Annotated in this window: 14 protein-coding genes; 11 read left to right on the forward strand and 3 right to left on the reverse strand. The window is 60.8% G+C overall.

Annotation, left to right across the window (positions count from 1 at the left end):
• Positions 1 to 70: 70 nt before the first annotated feature.
• The 5 genes from ACQQ92_RS04040 to ffh are packed head-to-tail and all read left to right on the forward strand — an operon-like array spanning position 71 to position 7,010.
• Positions 71 to 313, forward strand: coding sequence for an acyl carrier protein (locus ACQQ92_RS04040; RefSeq protein ID WP_154515452.1), 243 nt, complete (start codon positions 71 to 73; stop codon positions 311 to 313).
• A gap of 3 nt (positions 314 to 316) precedes the next feature.
• Positions 317 to 1,042 (forward strand): ribonuclease III, encoded by a 726-nt coding sequence (gene rnc, locus ACQQ92_RS04045; RefSeq protein WP_154515455.1) that lies wholly within the window; start codon positions 317 to 319, stop codon positions 1,040 to 1,042.
• A 10-nt stretch (positions 1,043 to 1,052) separates the two neighbouring features.
• On the forward strand, positions 1,053 to 4,589 hold the full coding sequence (gene smc / locus ACQQ92_RS04050) for a chromosome segregation protein SMC (RefSeq protein ID WP_427795852.1): 3,537 nt from the start codon (positions 1,053 to 1,055) through the stop codon (positions 4,587 to 4,589).
• Positions 4,589 to 5,506 carry a signal recognition particle-docking protein FtsY gene (ftsY, locus tag ACQQ92_RS04055; protein ID WP_427794673.1) on the forward strand — a complete coding sequence of 306 codons (918 nt, stop codon included), beginning with the start codon at positions 4,589 to 4,591 and terminating at the stop codon, positions 5,504 to 5,506. Before smc ends, ftsY begins: the two co-directional genes overlap by 1 nt.
• Positions 5,507 to 5,516: 10 nt before the next feature.
• Positions 5,517 to 7,010, forward strand: a complete 1,494-nt coding sequence (gene ffh, locus ACQQ92_RS04060) for a signal recognition particle protein (protein WP_427747339.1) — start codon at positions 5,517 to 5,519, stop codon at positions 7,008 to 7,010.
• A 116-nt stretch (positions 7,011 to 7,126) separates the two neighbouring features.
• Here ffh and ACQQ92_RS04065 read toward each other — a convergent pair whose 3' ends face one another.
• Positions 7,127 to 7,891, reverse strand: a complete 765-nt coding sequence (locus ACQQ92_RS04065) for a NifB/NifX family molybdenum-iron cluster-binding protein (RefSeq protein WP_427795853.1) — start codon at positions 7,889 to 7,891, stop codon at positions 7,127 to 7,129.
• Positions 7,892 to 8,106: 215 nt separating this feature from the next.
• Here ACQQ92_RS04065 and thyA point away from each other — a divergent pair, with 215 nt between their 5' ends.
• From thyA to ACQQ92_RS04085, 4 genes are all read left to right on the forward strand, one after another.
• Entirely contained in the window at positions 8,107 to 8,955 is an 849-nt protein-coding gene (thyA, locus tag ACQQ92_RS04070) for a thymidylate synthase (RefSeq protein ID WP_427795854.1), read from the forward strand.
• Positions 8,956 to 8,964: 9 nt separating this feature from the next.
• Positions 8,965 to 9,483, forward strand: coding sequence for a dihydrofolate reductase (locus tag ACQQ92_RS04075; protein WP_427795855.1), 519 nt, complete (start codon positions 8,965 to 8,967; stop codon positions 9,481 to 9,483).
• Positions 9,484 to 9,592: 109 nt separating this feature from the next.
• Complete coding sequence (locus ACQQ92_RS04080) at positions 9,593 to 10,507, forward strand: TrmH family RNA methyltransferase (protein WP_427795856.1); 915 nt, start codon at positions 9,593 to 9,595, stop codon at positions 10,505 to 10,507.
• A 126-nt stretch (positions 10,508 to 10,633) separates the two neighbouring features.
• Positions 10,634 to 11,983 (forward strand): MATE family efflux transporter, encoded by a 1,350-nt coding sequence (locus ACQQ92_RS04085; protein WP_370450570.1) that lies wholly within the window; start codon positions 10,634 to 10,636, stop codon positions 11,981 to 11,983.
• Positions 11,984 to 12,068: 85 nt separating this feature from the next.
• Here ACQQ92_RS04085 and ACQQ92_RS04090 read toward each other — a convergent pair whose 3' ends face one another.
• Positions 12,069 to 12,554 carry a cob(I)yrinic acid a,c-diamide adenosyltransferase gene (locus ACQQ92_RS04090; protein WP_154515476.1) on the reverse strand — a complete coding sequence of 162 codons (486 nt, stop codon included), beginning with the start codon at positions 12,552 to 12,554 and terminating at the stop codon, positions 12,069 to 12,071.
• Positions 12,555 to 12,646: 92 nt separating this feature from the next.
• Between ACQQ92_RS04090 and ftsH the strand changes: the two genes are divergently transcribed.
• Together ftsH and ACQQ92_RS04100 are read left to right on the forward strand one after the other, a co-directional pair.
• Positions 12,647 to 14,539: an ATP-dependent zinc metalloprotease FtsH gene (ftsH, locus tag ACQQ92_RS04095; protein WP_195838531.1), complete on the forward strand. Its 1,893-nt coding sequence runs from the start codon at positions 12,647 to 12,649 to the stop codon at positions 14,537 to 14,539.
• Positions 14,540 to 14,614: 75 nt separating this feature from the next.
• Complete coding sequence (locus tag ACQQ92_RS04100; RefSeq protein WP_427795857.1) at positions 14,615 to 15,067, forward strand: DUF523 domain-containing protein; 453 nt, start codon at positions 14,615 to 14,617, stop codon at positions 15,065 to 15,067.
• Between the two features lie 130 nt (positions 15,068 to 15,197).
• On the opposite strand, the gene ACQQ92_RS04105 is transcribed toward ACQQ92_RS04100, so the two are convergent.
• Positions 15,198 to 16,286, reverse strand: a complete 1,089-nt coding sequence (locus tag ACQQ92_RS04105) for an iron-containing alcohol dehydrogenase family protein (protein WP_427795858.1) — start codon at positions 16,284 to 16,286, stop codon at positions 15,198 to 15,200.
• Positions 16,287 to 16,312 lie beyond the last annotated feature (26 nt).

Here is a 16,312-nt window from a genome sequence, read left to right on the forward strand (position 1 = left end):
GGAGCCGTGCTGCAATGCGGCTTCCGCCCGCGCGACACATTGTATTCCACGACTTATGAGAGGATGCGCTATGGATCGCTCCGAAATCTTTGACAAGATCGCCGAGGTCGCTGCCGACGTGCTGGGCGTCGACGTTGCCGAGATCAGTGATGAGACGACTTTTGACGACCTCGATGCCAATTCGCTCGAGCGCCTGCAGCTGGTGACGGCCATCGAGGACGAGTTTGACCTCGAGATCGATGACGAGACCCTGTTGTCGCTCACCTCCGTTGCCGACGCCGTCGACGCTATCGAAAACGCCAGGGAGGCCTAGGTCTTGGCTTTATCTCAACGACTCACGCGCGCTCAGGAAATCCTGGGCCATGAGTTTAATAACAAGGTGCTGCTACGCGCGGCGCTCACCCACCCCTCGGCAGTAGAGGGGCAGCCGGTCTCTGCCAGCTATGAGCGGCTTGAGTTTTTGGGTGACTCCATTCTGGGCGCCGTGGTTGCCCGTTCGCTCTTTGAGTCTTATCCCGAGTTCGATGAAGGCAAGCTCACGCGTCTGAAGGTATCGCTTGTTTCGGGTGCCACGCTGTCCGAGGTTTCGCACGAGCTGGGCATCGACGACATCATCATCTTTGGCGCCTCCGAGACCGGTACCGGCGCGCGCGGCCTTAACTCGGCGCTCGAGAACGTCTATGAGTCGCTCGTGGGTGCGTTGTACCTCGATGCCGGCTGGGATGCGGCGGCGGAGTTCATCCACCGCACGCTTAAGCCCCATTTGGCCTCCGAGCGTGCCGAGCACCCCGCGAACCCCAAGTCGTTCTTGCAGGAGTGCGTGCAGGCAGACGGTCACGAGCCCCCGGCATACAAGCTGGTAGGCTCCGAGGGCCCGGCACATGCGCCCACCTTTACCGCCGTGGTGCTTGTCGACGGTATCCGTCAGGGCCGCGGCACCGGCGCCTCTAAGAAAGAGGCCGAGGGAGCCGCTGCACTCGAGGCGCTCGACCGCATGGGTTACACCACCAACGGTGTGATTCTCAACAAGAAGCCCGTTTAAGCGAGGAACCGTGTATCTCAAGTCCCTTACGCTCAAAGGGTTCAAGTCGTTTGCCGACCGCGCCCATATGACGTTTGAGCCGGGCCTGACCGTCATCGTCGGTCCTAACGGCTCGGGAAAATCGAATATCTCCGATTCGATTCTGTGGGTACTGGGTGAGCAGAGCGCCAAGCAGCTGCGCGGCCAGGCCATGGAGGACGTCATCTTCTCGGGCTCGTCGGCGCGCAAGCCGGTGGGCGTTGCCGAGGTCACGCTGGTGCTCGATAACTCGGACCATGTGCTGCCTGTCGACTTTGATGAGGTTGCCATCACCCGCCGCATGTATCGTTCGGGCGAGAGCGAATACCTCATCAACTCGAGTCCGTGCCGCCTGATGGATATCCAGGACATTTTGCACGATTCGGGCTTGGGTAAGGATACGCATTCCATTATCAGCCAGGGCAAGCTCGATGCCATTTTGCAGAGCCGTCCCGAGGAGCGCCGCGTCCTTATCGAGGAGGCTGCTGGCATTTCCAAGCACAAGCGCCGTAAGGAGCGTGCGCTCAAAAAGATTAAGTCGATGGACGAGCACCTTACCCGTGCGCGCGACATCAATAAGGAGATTGCCCGTCAGCTGCGACCGTTGGAGCGTCAGGTCGATCGCGCGCGCAAGTACAAAGAGCTGTCCTCGCGCGCGAACGAGCTTACGCAGATGCTGGCCGTTGACGAGCTTCGTTCGCTGCAGTCGCAGTGGAACGATCTGGAGAGCCGTTCCAAAGAGGGTGCCGCCGAGCTGGAGCTTGCGCAGTACCGCTTGGGCGAAAAGGAGCGCGAGCTCGAGAAGCTCCAGGTGATGCTCGAGGAAAAGGGCCTGTTTGTGGGCGACTTGGGCGAGCAGCGCCGTCATATGCAAGATGTGGTCGGCCGTATTAACTCCGATATGCGCCTGCTCGAGGAAAAGGGCCACAATATGGTGTCGCGCCTGTCCGATATGCGCGGCCAGATTTCGAGCTCCGAGCATCAGCGTCGTCGCGTGGTCGAGGAGCTCGAGGATGCACGTGCCCAGCTAGAGGAAGTGACCGGTGCGCACATGCAGGCCCAGGACGACGTTGACGCCGCCGGCCCTGCCGCCGCCGAGCTCCACGAGCGCCGTGTTGCGCTCGACAATCAGATTTCGCAGCTTACGCGCGAGCAACGCGATGTGCAGCGCGTGGCCGACAAGGCTGCGCTCGAGCTTGCCAAGGTGAAAGACTCGCTGAGCAATGCCGAGATCGAGGACAACATGTATGCCTCGCGCCTGGAGCAGATTGACGAGCAGCTCGAGGAGGTCACGGCCTCGCTCGAGAGTCGTCGCGACCGTGCCGAGGAGCTCGACGGCGCGCTCGATCAGGCTCGCCAAGCCCAGGCCGATGCGCGCCAGGCCACCGAGGTCGCCCGTGCGGCGTTGAAGGACTTGCGCGCCCGTGAGAGCGAGTCGCGCAACAAGCTGTCCGAGGTGCGCTCTGAGCTTGCAAGCCAAAAGAAGCTCGATGCCCGTATGGCCGATAGCTCGCCGTTGGTGAGCCGTCTGGTAGGGGCATTGGGCGATGACGTAACGGGCCGTCTGGGCGACGTGCTCGAGGCGCCGCGTGAGCTTGAGGGCCTGGTCGAGCAGCTGCTTGCCGGCGATATCGATGCCCTGTTGTTTGATGACGCCGCCACGCTTGAGCGTGCCGGTCGTGCGGCTTTGGACCAAAAGAAGGCCTCGGGCGAGGCACTGCTGGTGGCGCGTGGTGTGAGCGGCTCTGCTGCTGCCGAGGGCGCTGCCGGTTCGCGTCTGGTTGATCGCCTGTCCGTGCGTGCCGGTTATGGCCCGATTGTCGAGGCACTGCTCGGCGGCTATTACGTGGTCGATGACTTAGCTGCCGCGCTGGCGGCGCCAGTCGTTGACGGTGTGACCTATGTGACGCCCGATGGCGCTCGCGTGAGCTTTGGTGGCCTGGTGCGCGTGGGGCTCGATGCCGGCGAGGCCTCGGGTGCCCTGGAGCGGAAGCGCCGCATTCGCGAGCTCGAAGGCCTGGAGCCCGATTTGGCTGCCGTTTTTGAGCATGTGTCGAACCAGGTTATCGAGGCCAATGCGGCCGTCGAGGAGGCGCGTGCCGCCGAGGGTGATGCCGCCGGCGAGATCGCCCGTCTTGAGGGCGAGCGTCGCTCGCTGCTCTCCGAGATTGGCCGCCTGGAGCAAAGCGCCAACAACGCCGAGGTCGAGCGTGCGCGCATCTCCAAGCGCCGCGAGCAGGCGGCCGAGGCCGTTCGCGCCGCGCGCCCGCGCGTTGACGAGCTCACCCGTTCGCGCGACGAGGCCCGCGCGCAGGCAAGCGACCTGGGTCTCCAGATTGCCGAAGCCAACGACGAGCTCGATCGCGTGCGCCGTGACGATTCCGAGGCAGCCGGTAAGCTCGCCGATGCCAAGGTGCGCCTGGCCCAGACGAGCGAGCGCCTGCGTTCGCTGAAGGGCCGCGTGCCCGATCTGGAGCATCGCCTGGAGGGCATTGACCGCCGTATCCGCGGAACACGTCAGGCTTCGCGCTCGCTCGAGCTGCTGCGCCTGCGTGTCGATCCCATGCACGAGCGCTATTCGGCCCTGCTGGAGCGTGCATCTGATTGGGCCGCGCGCCTGCGTGACCAGGCCTCACTCGAGGAGGCAGACTCGGCTTCGCTCAAGAAAACCATCGAGGATGCCAAGGCCGAGGTCTCTCGCGCCAAGGAGCGGGTCGATGCCGCCACAGCGACACAAAACGAGTTCAAGGTCGCGCGCGGCAAGCTCGAGGTGCAGGTAGAGGCGGCCATCAAGGCCATTACCGCCGATGGCACCACGGTGCTCGAGGAAGCGCTCATGCTTCCTGCTCCCACCGATCGCGACGCCGCCGAGCGCGAGCTCAACCAGCTCGTGCGCCAGATCAACAACCTGGGCCCTGTGAACCAGGTTGCCATGGAGGAATACGAGCAGCTCAAGCGCCGCGCCGATTACATCGAGGAGCAGCTGGCCGATCTGGAGAGCGCGCGCAAGGCGCTCACCAAGATTACCGTGGCCATCGACCGTAAGATGCGTAAAGCCTTCCTGGTGACCTTCGAGAAGGTCGATGCGAACTTCCGCGAGATCTTCGCCATGCTGTTCCCGGGTGGCCAGGCACATCTGGAGATGACCGACCCCGAGCATCCGGCCGAGACGGGCATCGAGGTCGTGGCGCAGCCGCGCGGCAAGCGCATCACCAAGATGATGCTCATGTCGGGCGGCGAGAAGAGCCTGACGGCGCTTGCCTTGCTCTTTGCCGTGTATCGCACGCGTACGGTGCCGTTCTATGTGCTGGACGAGGTCGAGGCGGCGCTCGATGACGCCAACCTGTCCAAGCTCATCGGCGCGCTCGACGTGCTGCGTTCCGATACGCAGCTCTTGGTTATCTCGCATCAGCGCCGTACTATGGAGGACGCTGACGTCCTCTACGGCGTCTCGATGCAAGCTGACGGCGTCAGTCGCGTCGTCTCGCAAAAACTCGATCGCGAAACCGGAAAGGTCGTGAATGCATAATGGGATTCTTCGATGCTCTCTCGCGCGGACTTGAGCGCAGCCGCGAGGCCCTCAACGAGGTCTTTTACTTTGGCGGCGAGGTCGACGAGGATTTTTGGGAGGACCTAGAGGACACCCTCGTCATGGGTGACATGGGTGCCGAGGTCGCCATCCAGGTCTCCGACGACCTGCGCGATGCCGCGGCCAAGAAGAACCTCAAGACCGCCCCGCAACTCCGTCGGGCCCTGGCCGAGCAGCTCGAGCAGCATTTTGTACCCGTCGAGCGCGATCCGTTCGCCGACACGCCGAGCTGCGTGCTGTTTGTGGGCATCAACGGTGCCGGCAAGACCACTACGGTCGGCAAGATCGCGAGCGCCATGGCCGCCCGCGGCAAGAACGTCGTGATCGGCTCGGCCGATACCTTCCGCGCTGCCGCCATCGAACAGCTCGATGTGTGGGGCCAGCGCGCCGGCGTCCCCGTCATAAAGCGCGACCGCGGCTCAGACCCGGCAAGCGTTTGCTACGACGTGCTCGACGAGGCCGATAAGCGCGCCAGCGACCTGGTGCTCATCGACACCGCCGGTCGTCTGCACACGAGCCCCGAGCTCATGCGCGAGCTTGCCAAGGTGGTCAACGTGACGCGTAAGCGCGCCGCCAATATGGCCGCCGGCCCCATGCCCGTCTCGGTCGTCCTCGTGATCGATGCCGCGACGGGCCAAAACGGCCTGAACCAGGCGCTCGAGTTTAATGAGGCGCTGGGTCTGGACGGTATTATCATGACTAAGCTCGACGGCACGGCAAAGGGCGGTATCGCCATGGCCGTAGCCGAGAAGCTCAAGCTCCCGATCCTGCGCGTGGGCGTTGGCGAGCAGGTCGATGACCTGCAGGAGTTTAATGCCAAAGATTTCTGCCGCGCCCTGGTGGGCGAGTCCAACTAAGGAGTGACCAGTGTTTGATTCTCTGAGCGATCGCCTCAACGACACATTTGACCGCCTGCGCGGCAAGGGCAAGCTGACCGAGGCCGATATCACCTCGGCCATGCGCGACATTCGCATGGCGCTGCTCGAGGCCGACGTCAACTTTAAGGTCGTCAAGGAGTTTGTCGCCAAGACCAAGGAGCGCTGCATGACCGCCGAGGTCATGGAATCGCTGACGCCGGCGCAAAACGTCGTCAAGATCGTGCTCGACGAGCTCACCGAGATGCTCGGCTCCACCGAGAGCAAGCTCGTCTTTAGCAACCGCATTCCCAACGTCATTATGCTCGTGGGCCTGCAGGGCTCCGGTAAGACCACGGCGGCTGTAAAGCTGGCATACCTGCTCAAGAAGCAGGGCCGCTCGCCGCTGCTCGCCGCGTGCGACGTCTACCGTCCCGCCGCTGCCGACCAGCTGGCCACGCTTGGTGGAGAGATCGGCGTGCCGGTCTTCCGCGGTGACGGCGAGCACCCGGTCGATATTGCCAAGGGCGCCATCCAGGAGGCCGTCGACCACCTGCGCGATGTGGTCATCGTCGATACCGCCGGTCGTCTGCAGATCGACGAGCAGATGATGCAGGAGGCCGTGGACATCAAGAAGGCCGTCAAGCCCGATCAGGTGCTGATGGTCGTCGATGCCATGACCGGCCAGGATATCGTCAACGTTGTCTCGACCTTCGCCGAGCGCACCGACTTTGACGGTGTGATCATCTCCAAGCTCGACGGCGATGCCCGTGGCGGCGGCGCGCTTTCGGTGCGCCAGGTGACCGGCAAGCCCATCAAGTTCGTGAGCATGGGCGAGAAGCCCGATTCGCTGGAGCCGTTTTATCCCGATCGCATGGCCAAGCGCATCTTGGGCATGGGCGACGTCGTCGGCATTATCGAGAAAGCCCAGGAGGCAGCCGATGCCGAGCAGCTCGAGGCTGCCGAGCGCATGCTGCGCGAGGGCTTTACCATGAACGACATGCTCGACCAGATGAAGGCCGTCAAGAAGATGGGCGGTATGAAGGGCATTCTGGGCATGCTTCCCGGCGGCCAGCGCGCGCTCAACCAGATGGGCGGCAACCTGGATGAGGGCATCTTCGACAAGAACGAGGCCATCATCATGTCGATGACCAAGGAGGAGCGCCTGCGTCCTTCCATCATCAACGGCCAGCGTCGCGCCCGCATCGCCAAGGGTGCCGGCGTGACCCCCACCGAGGTCAATAGCCTTATGAAGCAGTGGGGCGAGATGAACAAGATGATGGGCCGCATGCGCTCGATGGCCAACCAGGCGCAAGCCGGCGGCAAGAAGGGCAAGAAGGGTAAAAAAGGCAAAAAGATGCGCATGCCCAATATTCCCGGTCTGGATGCCATGGGCTTGGGCGGCATGGGCGGCCTGGGTGGCCTGGGTGGCATGGGAACAGGTGGTCCCAAGTCCGATATGGACCTGCTGCGCCAGATGGAAGCGCAGATGCGTAATAAAAAGTAACGACTGGTTGAGTCGAGTATGGCAAAGGCCGCCTGGATGGTACTCCAGGCGGCCTTCGCCGTTCGTTCGCAGGTTTTCTCACGCGCGGAAGCGTGTTGGCGTTGAGGTGCTTGCCACTAGTGGCAGCCGCAGCCCTCGTGCCCATCATGGTCGTGGTGGCCGTGGCAGCTGCAGGACTCGCCATGCTCGTGGGCGTGCTCGTGCTCGTGCCCATGGCAGTCGCAGGTGGCCTCGCCGGTCTGCGCGAGCGTGCCGGCAATGAGGGCCTCGACGCAGGCGTCGCAGCTGCCCTGGGCGCCCGCATAGACCGTGATGCCTGCCTGGGTGAGCGCGTTGATGGCGCCGCCGCCGATACCGCCGCAGATGAGCGTATCGACGCCACCGTTGGCGAGCAGACCCGCTAGGGCGCCGTGACCAGTGCCGCCGGTGCCTACGACCTGCTCGTTGAGTACCTTGCCATCCTGGATGTCATAGATTTTGAACTGCTCGCTGCGGCCAAAGTGCATAAAGATGTTGCCGTTGTCGTACGTCGTTGCCACCCTCATGGTGCCGACCTCCTTTGCTGGCCATATGGCCGTCGTCGTAGATGTAGGGGAGTATGCGATATTGCCGCCCTCGATACTAAGTGCTCGCCCGTTGACCAGCGCGTTTGCCACCTTGCGATGCGCGCGGCTGCAGATGGCCGCCACGGTGGCACGGGCGATGCCCATTTGCTGGGCGACGGCCTCCTGATTGAGGCCTTCCAGGTCGCAAAGCCGTAGGACTTCGAGCTCATCGACCGTCATGTCGATGGCGTCTCCGCTGGCAAGGCCGTCAGGGGTAAAGCCGCGATATTCGGGAATGATCCCAACACGGCGCAATTTTTCGCGTCTTCCTGCCATACACTCTCCAAATCTGACATATGTCAACAATAGGATAGCGCGTATTCGAAACCCTTCAAGCTATTTTTGTCATATGTCAAAAAGCTAAAGGTGCAGCATTTGCGACTGCGGTGCCGTACTGCCGTGCATTGCGTGTGCCGCCCCAAGTGTGCAATTCGATGCTGCGCGCCTGGGCTACAATAAAAATCGCTTATAGGCGACTGACAGGAGGGTCAATGAGCAAAGCTGATCAACAGTTTGTAGCCATGTGCCGCGATATTCTGGACCATGGCACCACTACCGAGGGCCAAAAGGTTCGTCCGGTGTGGGAGGACGGCACCCCTGCCTATACCATTAAAAACTTTGGCGTTACGGCACGCTACGACCTGCGTGAGGAGTTTCCGGCGCTTACCCTGCGTCGTACGGCCCTCAAATCTGCCATGGACGAGATCTTGTGGATCTATCAAAAGAAGTCCAATAACGTGCATGACCTCAACAGCCATATTTGGGATGAGTGGGCCGACGAGACCGGCTCCATCGGCAAGGCCTACGGGTACCAGATTGGCCAGAAGAGCCATTATGCCGAGGGCGACTTTGACCAGATGGACCGTGTGCTGTACGATCTTAAGCACACGCCGTATAGCCGTCGCATCATGACCAATTCGTACGTGTTTAGCGACCTGTCCGAGATGCACCTGTATCCGTGCGCCTACAGCGTGACCTATAACGTCACGCAGCGCCCGCAGGATGACAAGCCCACACTCAACATGATTCTCAACCAGCGCAGCCAGGATATTTTGGCCGCGAACAACTGGAATGTGTGCCAGTACGCCATTTTGCTGATGATGGTCGCGCAGTCGGTCGATATGATCGCTGGCGAGTTGCTGCATGTGATCGCCGATGCCCATATTTACGACCGTCATGTCGATATCGTCCGCGAGCTTATCGAGCGTCCGCAGTTTGCGGCTCCTAAGGTAACGCTCAACCCCGATGTGCATGATTTCTACGCGTTTACGACTGATGATCTGATCGTTGAGGGCTATGAGCACGGCCCGCAGGTCAAGAACATCCCCATTGCGGTGTAGGTGACGCGCATGACGTGTAAGCTTTCTGCCATTGTCGCCGTGTGCGATGACTGGGGCATTGGGTGCGAGGGTGACATGGTCGTGTCCAACCGTGCCGACATGCGCCATTTTGTGGCGTGCACCAAGGGTTGTCCGGTCATTATGGGACGCAAGACCCTGCTGAGTTTTCCCGGCGGGCGTCCGCTCAAGAACCGCCGCAACATTGTGCTCACACGCGACGAGGGCTTTGCCCCCGAGGGTGTCGACGTGGTGCATAGTATCGACGAGGCCTTGGCCGCGGTTGCCGATGAGCCCGTTGCCTGGGTGATCGGTGGCGGCGAGGTGTATCGGCAGTTTTTGCCGTACTGCGTGGAGGCCGAGGTCACGCACAACCATTGCACCCATGCCGTGGACACGTATTTTCCCAATTTGGATGTCGATCCTGCGTGGGAAGTTGCGCGGCGCGACGGGGTTGCCACGATTGCCGCGGGCGAGGGTGACGAAGGCCTCGATTATGAGTTCGTGACGTATCGTCGTGTTGATGCTTAAATCGTCTGGCGTGAACGGTATCACCGGGTTGATTGAATGCATGGGGCGGCGCTTAGCGTCGCCTCGTTTGGTATAGATGTGCTGTAAAGAAGGGTACGGGCTGGCTGCTATGACTGATGCCGTTGAGGTGCTGCGAATCGATTCCCTTAATGATGAGCGGCTCGACGCCTACGTGCGACTGACTGAGCGCGAGCTGCGCTGCGTGCTGGAGCCGCAAAAGGGCATCTTTATCGCCGAGAGCGCCAAGGTCATCGAGCGTGCGGTGCGTGCCGGATACGAGCCGGTGAGCTTTCTTTTGGGTGAGCGTTGGCTCGATCAGATGATGCCGCTGTTCGAGCGTCTGGTTGTACGCGAGGGCGCAGGTCCGGTTCCTGTGTTCGTGGCCTCCATGGAGCTCATGGAGCAGTTGACGGGCTTTAACGTGACGCGCGGTGCGCTCGCGGCGTTCCGTCGCCCGCGTCAGATTCCGGTTGATGAGTTCTTGGGCGGCGTCGTCGAGGTGGCGGGTGAGCGCCCGGTGCGCGTGTGCGTGCTCGAGGGTATTGTCGACCATACTAATGTGGGTGCGATTTTCCGCTCGGCGGCAGCGTTGAATGTCGATGGCATTTTGGTAAGCCCCACTTGCTGTGACCCTCTGTACCGCCGCTCGGCCCGCGTGAGCATGGGCACGGTGTTCCAGGTGCCCTGGACGCGCATTGGCAGCGAGGCGCGCGTATGGCCGCATGATGGGCTGGCGGCGCTGCACGATGCCGGCTTTTCGTGTGCCGCCATGGCATTGACGGATGATTCGGTGTCGTTGGACGATCCTGCGCTGCAAAAGATTGACCGGTTGGCGATCTTTATGGGCACCGAGGGTGCCGGCCTGGGCGTCAAGACCATCGCGGGCTGTGACCGGGCTGTGCGTATTCCGATGGCGCACGGGGTCGATTCGCTCAACGTGGCCGCGGCGAGTGCTGTCGCTTTTTGGCAGTTGTGTCCGCACGTGAGCAACGAGTATCACTACCAGCCGGGACTGTATCACTAGGCAGATATTTTGCACCGCGCTCTGATTCCGTGTGTTTCGGTTGACGCCGGTCGGTGCTAAGCTGGTGTCGGCTTTGGTCATAAAATTGACGTTTTGTTGTTTGACGTGCGCTGGTGGGGAGGGCGTGTGGCTAAGAAATCTACGGCTATCGATGTAACACAGGGTGTTATTTGGCAGCAGTTGCTTTCGTTGTGCGTTCCCATCTTTTTTAGTTCGTTTTTTCAGCAGGCCTACACACTTATCGGTACCTATATCGTCGGTCAGTTTGGCGGCAAGCTCGCGTTGGGCGGCATCCAGGCCACGATGGTGCTCACGGAGCTCTGCATCGGTTTTTGCGTCGGTGTTGGAGCCGGCTGTGCTGTTATTACGGGTCAGTATTTTGGCCAGCACGATGATGAGCGACTGAGTCGTTCGGTCCATACGGCCATGACGCTCGCTCTGGTGGGCGGTATCGTTGTCTCGATTCTGGGCATAGTGTTCGTTGAGCCCATGCTGGTGCTTATGAATACGCCGCATGAACTATTGGCCGAGGGTGTGGCCTATGCTCGTTGCTATTTTGCCGCCATGGTTGCGGCGCTGCTGCTCAATATGGGAACGGCACTGCTGCGCGCCGTGGGCGACACGCGTGGACCTGCCGTGATCATCGCTTCCGGCTGCCTCGTTAATGTGGTGCTGGATGTCATCTTCGTTGCCGTGCTGCATATGGAGGCTCTGGGCTGCGGCATTGCGGTGGCGCTGACCATTTGCTCCAACGCCACGATGATCGTGATTCGCATGATGCACGCACCGGGTGCGTGGCGGCTTTCACTGTCCAAGCTCGGCATTGATCCTGGTATTTGCAAGAGCATGATCTCGTGTGGTCTGCCGCTTGGCTTTCAGTCTGCTGCGTATTCGATTTCCAACGTCTTGATTCAGGTGTCGGTCAACTCGTTTGGTGCCGATGTCACCACGGCCTGGGGTCTTTCGGGCCGCTTAGATGGCATTGTCTGGATGGTTACCGAGGCGCTTGGCGTGTCGATCACCACGTTCTCGGCACAGAACTTTGGCGCGCGCAACTACGAGCGCATGCGCAAGGGCTACCATACGTCGCTCGTGCTGTCGTTTATGCTCATTGGTGGCCTGTCTGCCGTGCTGCTGGTGTTCTCGGGTCCTCTGTCGCGTCTGTTTGTCGACGATGCTTCGATTTCGGCCTACACCACGACCATCATCCATTTTATTGCGCCGTTCTATGCGATTTTCTCGATTATCGAAAACGCGTCGGGCTCCATTCGCGGTGCCGGCGTGAGCTTGCAGCCCATGATTCTCACGATTTTCGGCACCGTCGTGCTCAGGGTGATCTGGGTGTTTGCGATCATGCCTTTCGATCCGTCGCTTGAGCTCCTGCTGCTGGTTTACCCCGTAACCTGGCTCATCACGGCCACGATGTTCACCATCTACCACCACAGCGGCAACTGGCTAGGCCGCGCCACTGCCTAATGATCCGTATGAGACAGAGGAAAACGGATCATTGCTCTCCGTGGTGATGTCGATGATTCGTTTTCCTCCGTCCCCTTTGGATCAATTAGTATTCGATGCCTTGGCGGGCTAGGAGGCCTTCGTCGAAGTAGTGTTTGACGGGGCGCATTTCGGTTACGAGGTCGGCAAGGTCGGCGAGGGGCAGTAAGCCGCGGCCAGTGAGCACGAGCTCCGTGGTGGTTGGTTTCATCGCGATTAACGCTTCGACATCTTCGCGCGTCACAAAGCCCCGTCGCATGGCTTCTCCCAGCTCATCCAAGATCAGCACGTCGACTTGGCTAATCTGCTCGCGCGCCAGCTCCATGATCTGTGCGGCACAGGCTTCAGGCGTGTCGCGGTCGGCTTGTACGATGCAAAGCCCCAATCGAGGAGCTGCGTCATGTTCGGCGCAGTGCAGCTTCTTGGCAAACTGAAGCATGAGCACGTTAAGTCCATAGCCCGTGGCGCGCAGCGCGAGCCCCAGCGCAGCCGTCGTCTTGCCCTTGCCGTCGCCCGTATAGATTTGAACCTTGCCGACTTCCAGTGATGCCATCTCTGTCCTTTCGTGCCCGGTGTCGGTTTATCGCCGGCCGGGTTGGGTATTCTAGTTAGCATTATCAACCCCAGTAGATGGAGTTCAAGCAGATGGAGATGGATGACAACAAACGTAGACGGAATATGATCCTCTACGTGCTCATCGCCTTCGTCGTCTACCTCGTGCTCTCGACCGTTCTGTTCCCCAACATCGGTCACACGCAGCAGATTACGAAGACCGATTACTCGACGTTTGTCAAAGCGCTCGACAAGAAGAGCGTCGATAAGGTCGAGTACAACACGGACGATTACTCGATTTATTACACCAAGAAGGGCGAGGACGAGAACATCGCCTACAAGACGACCGGTGTGCCGAATGATGCGGGCTTTACCGATCGCGTGCTTGAATCTGGCGCCTCGCTTGAGTCGGTCGTTCCCGATAAGAACTCGGGTCTGATGACTTACTACCTGCTCACCCTCATTCTTCCCATGGCGATTTTCTTCCTGATCGGCTGGTGGCTCAACCGCCGCATGAAGAAGGCCATGGGTGATGACGGCCCGTCGATGAACTTTGGCGGCGGCGGTTTTGGCGGCGGTGGACTGGGCAAGTCCGGCGCGCGCGTGATTGCCTCCAAGGACGTGGGCGTGACCTTTAAGGATGTTGCTGGCCAGGAAGAGGCCAAGGAGTCCCTCAAGGAGGTCGTCGACTTTCTGGAGAAGCCGCAGCGCTACGAGGAGATTGGCGCCAAGCTGCCGCGCGGTGCCCTCCTTGTCGGCCCTCCGGGTACCGGTAAAACCCTGCTTGCCAAGGCTGTGGCCGGCGAGGCTGGTGTGCCGTTCTTTAGTATTTCGGGCTCTGAGTTTGTTGAGATGTTCGTCGGCCGCGGCGCCGCCAAGGTTCGCGATCTGTTTAAGCAGGCCAAGGAAAAGGCCCCGTGCATCGTCTTTATCGATGAGATCGATACTATCGGCAAGAAGCGCGACGGCGGCGGCTTTAGTGGCAACGACGAGCGCGAGCAGACGCTCAATCAGCTGCTGACCGAGATGGACGGCTTCGATAACCACAAGGGTATCGTCGTCCTCGCTGCCACCAACCGTCCCGACAGCCTTGACCCGGCCCTGTTGCGCCCCGGTCGTTTTGACCGCCGCATCCCCGTTGAGCTGCCCGACCTGACCGGCCGTAAGAACATTCTTGAGCTGCACGCCAAGAGCGTGAAGACGCAGCCGCCGATCGACCTGACCGCGATTGCCCGCGCCACGCCCGGTGCCTCGGGCGCCGACCTGGCCAACATCATCAACGAGGGCGCCCTGCGTGCCGTCCGCGAGGGTCGCAAGCGCGCCACGCAGGACGATTTTGAGGAGTCGGTTGAGGTCGTCATCGCCGGTCAGCAGCGCAAGTCCACGGTGCTGTCCGACCACGAGAAGCAGGTCGTTTCTTATCACGAGATCGGTCATGCCATCGTTGCCGCTCGCCAGAAGGGCTCTGCGCCGGTCACGAAGATCACCATCGTGCCGCGCACGAGCGGTGCTCTGGGCTACACCATGCAGGTCGAGGAGGACGAGCGCTTCCTGACCACGCGCCAGGAGATCCTGGACAAGCTCGCCGTCTATTGCGGTGGCCGTGCTGCCGAGGAGCTCATCTTTGGTGAGATGACGACCGGCGCCGCCAACGATATCGAGCAGGCCACCAAGCTCGCCCGTAACATGGTGACGCGCTTTGGTATGTCCGATGAGTTTGGCATGATGGCGCTCGGTACCGTGCAGAACGCGTACCTTAACCAGGATACGTCGCTCACCTGCGCCCCCGGTACGGCCGAGCGCGTGGACGCGATTGTCGCCAAGCTGATCGAGGATGCGCACGACCGCGCCCTGCAGATCCTGAAGGAGAATAAGTTTAAGCTCCACGAGCTGGCTCGTTATCTGTACAAGAAGGAGACGATCACGGGCGAGGAGTTTATGAATCTCCTCACGCGTGAGAATCCGCTGATGCCAAAGCAGCAGTAATACTAGTTGCGCAGTGCTTTCGCCCCATTTGAGTGTTCACCTCAAATGGGGCGTTCTGCTTGGGAAGAGTTGTATATGAAGATCGTGGTAAGTGCCTGCTTGATGGGCGAGAGCTGCAAGTATAACGGGCTCGATAATTACCATCGCGAGCTGGTCGAGGCTTGCGAGCGAACGGGAACCGAGGTCCTGTTGGTATGCCCCGAGGTTTTTGGTGGCTTGCCCACACCGCGCAAGCCGTCCGAGATTGTGAACGGCGAGGTCCGTACCTGCGAGGGCGTGTCCGTTGACAGGGAATTTCGCTTGGGTGCCGAGCGTGCGCTCGACATGTGCGAGCAGGCGGGCGGGCCGGAAGAGATCGCCGCGTGCATCTTACAGGACCGTAGTCCCTCGTGCGGTGCAGGTCGCGTCTACGACGGCACCTTTAGCGGTACGCTCACACCGGGTAACGGTGTCTTCGTCGACCTACTGCTGCGTCACGGGTATCGCGTGATTCCCGCAAGTGAATTTGACCCGAGCATGTTGGAATAGCAAAAGAATGGGGGCGGCCATCGAGTAGATGGTCGCCCCCTTTACTGGCAAGCTAAACAATTTCAACAGATGTTCAATGGCGTTTGCCCAGATAAAACCTGCCAAAATAAACCTGTCCCTTTTTGGTAGGTTAGGCGAGGAGGGTGTGGCCGTAGGTGTTGGCTGCCTTGATGGCGGCGGTGAACTTCTCGTCGGTGAAGGGCTCGGGGTTACCCTGCTTCCACTCGTTGGTGGCGTGCGCGTACTCGCACAGGGCAGGGATATCGGCCTCGGAAAGCCCGACCTGCTCAAGCGTCACGGGCAGGCCCATCTGCTTGTTAAAGGCCGCGTAGCGTTCAAGGTTCTCGGTGTCGCCCGTGTAGGCGAACAGCACCAGCACGCCTAGGCTTACGACCTCGCCGTGCAGGTAGGTGCCCTCACGCGGAATGCTGCAAGTGGCGTTGTAGAACGCGTGTGCCACGCTCGAGTTGTAGTAGTAATCGTTCTGGTTGGTCAGGTTCGAGACATATCCCGTGTTGACCACGATGTCGAGCGCGATCTGCTTGACGGCCTCGCTCGACAGGTCCTGGCGCACGTCCTCAAGACCCTGGACGCCATAGGTAAACAGCGGCTCGGAGCAGGTGTGGGCGAGCGCCAGGCCAAGACCGGCGGTGTGCTCCAAATTTCCGGCGCTCGTGGCGTACTCGACCTCGGGCTGCTTGGACAGGGCATCGCCTACGCCGGCCCAGAAGTACTCTGCCGGTGCCTCGGCGATGATCTTGGGGTTGATGAAGATGTGCGCCGGTCGGTTGGGGTACGAATAGCCCTCGAGCGAGCCGTCGTCGTTGTAGACAACGGCAATGGCGGTCGCGGCGGAGCAGTTGGAGCAGATCGTCGGCACCGTAAAGACGATCTTCTTGAGCTCGATAGCTGCGGTCTTGACGGTGTCGAGCGCCTTGCCACCGCCGCAGGCGATAAGCACGTCAGCTTCCTGGCAGGCGGGGGAGTTTACGACCTTGGCGATATTGGCGCGTGTGCTGTTGGTGCCGTAGACGCGCGTCTCCAGAACCTCGACGCCGGTGCCTGCCAGCGCGGCTTCGATGCCGGGAAGTGCTGCAGCCAGTGCTCGCTTGCCACCGATGATTGCGACCTTGGTCGCACCGTATTCGGCCAGCGCGCTGGGCAGCTCGTCGAAGCAGTCCTCGCCGACGGTATAGTCGCTCATTCCGATCGTGCGCATAGCAACCTTCTTTCGTCCGATAAAGT

The sequence above is a fragment of the Collinsella sp. SGI.241 genome (assembly GCF_050312955.1).
Taxonomy (GTDB): domain Bacteria; phylum Actinomycetota; class Coriobacteriia; order Coriobacteriales; family Coriobacteriaceae; genus Collinsella.

Coding starts and splice junctions, on each gene's coding strand:
- thyA (WP_427795854.1), top strand. CDS start 8,107: ATGAGCAAAGCTGATCAACAGTTTGTAGCCATGTGCCGCGATATTCTG.
- ACQQ92_RS04080 (WP_427795856.1), top strand. CDS start 9,593: ATGACTGATGCCGTTGAGGTGCTGCGAATCGATTCCCTTAATGATGAG.
- ftsH (WP_195838531.1), top strand. CDS start 12,647: ATGGAGATGGATGACAACAAACGTAGACGGAATATGATCCTCTACGTG.
- ACQQ92_RS04090 (WP_154515476.1), bottom strand. CDS start 12,554: ATGGCATCACTGGAAGTCGGCAAGGTTCAAATCTATACGGGCGACGGC.
- ACQQ92_RS04075 (WP_427795855.1), top strand. CDS start 8,965: ATGACGTGTAAGCTTTCTGCCATTGTCGCCGTGTGCGATGACTGGGGC.
- ACQQ92_RS04100 (WP_427795857.1), top strand. CDS start 14,615: ATGAAGATCGTGGTAAGTGCCTGCTTGATGGGCGAGAGCTGCAAGTAT.
- ftsY (WP_427794673.1), top strand. CDS start 4,589: ATGGGATTCTTCGATGCTCTCTCGCGCGGACTTGAGCGCAGCCGCGAG.
- ACQQ92_RS04040 (WP_154515452.1), top strand. CDS start 71: ATGGATCGCTCCGAAATCTTTGACAAGATCGCCGAGGTCGCTGCCGAC.
- ACQQ92_RS04105 (WP_427795858.1), bottom strand. CDS start 16,286: ATGCGCACGATCGGAATGAGCGACTATACCGTCGGCGAGGACTGCTTC.
- ACQQ92_RS04065 (WP_427795853.1), bottom strand. CDS start 7,891: ATGGCAGGAAGACGCGAAAAATTGCGCCGTGTTGGGATCATTCCCGAA.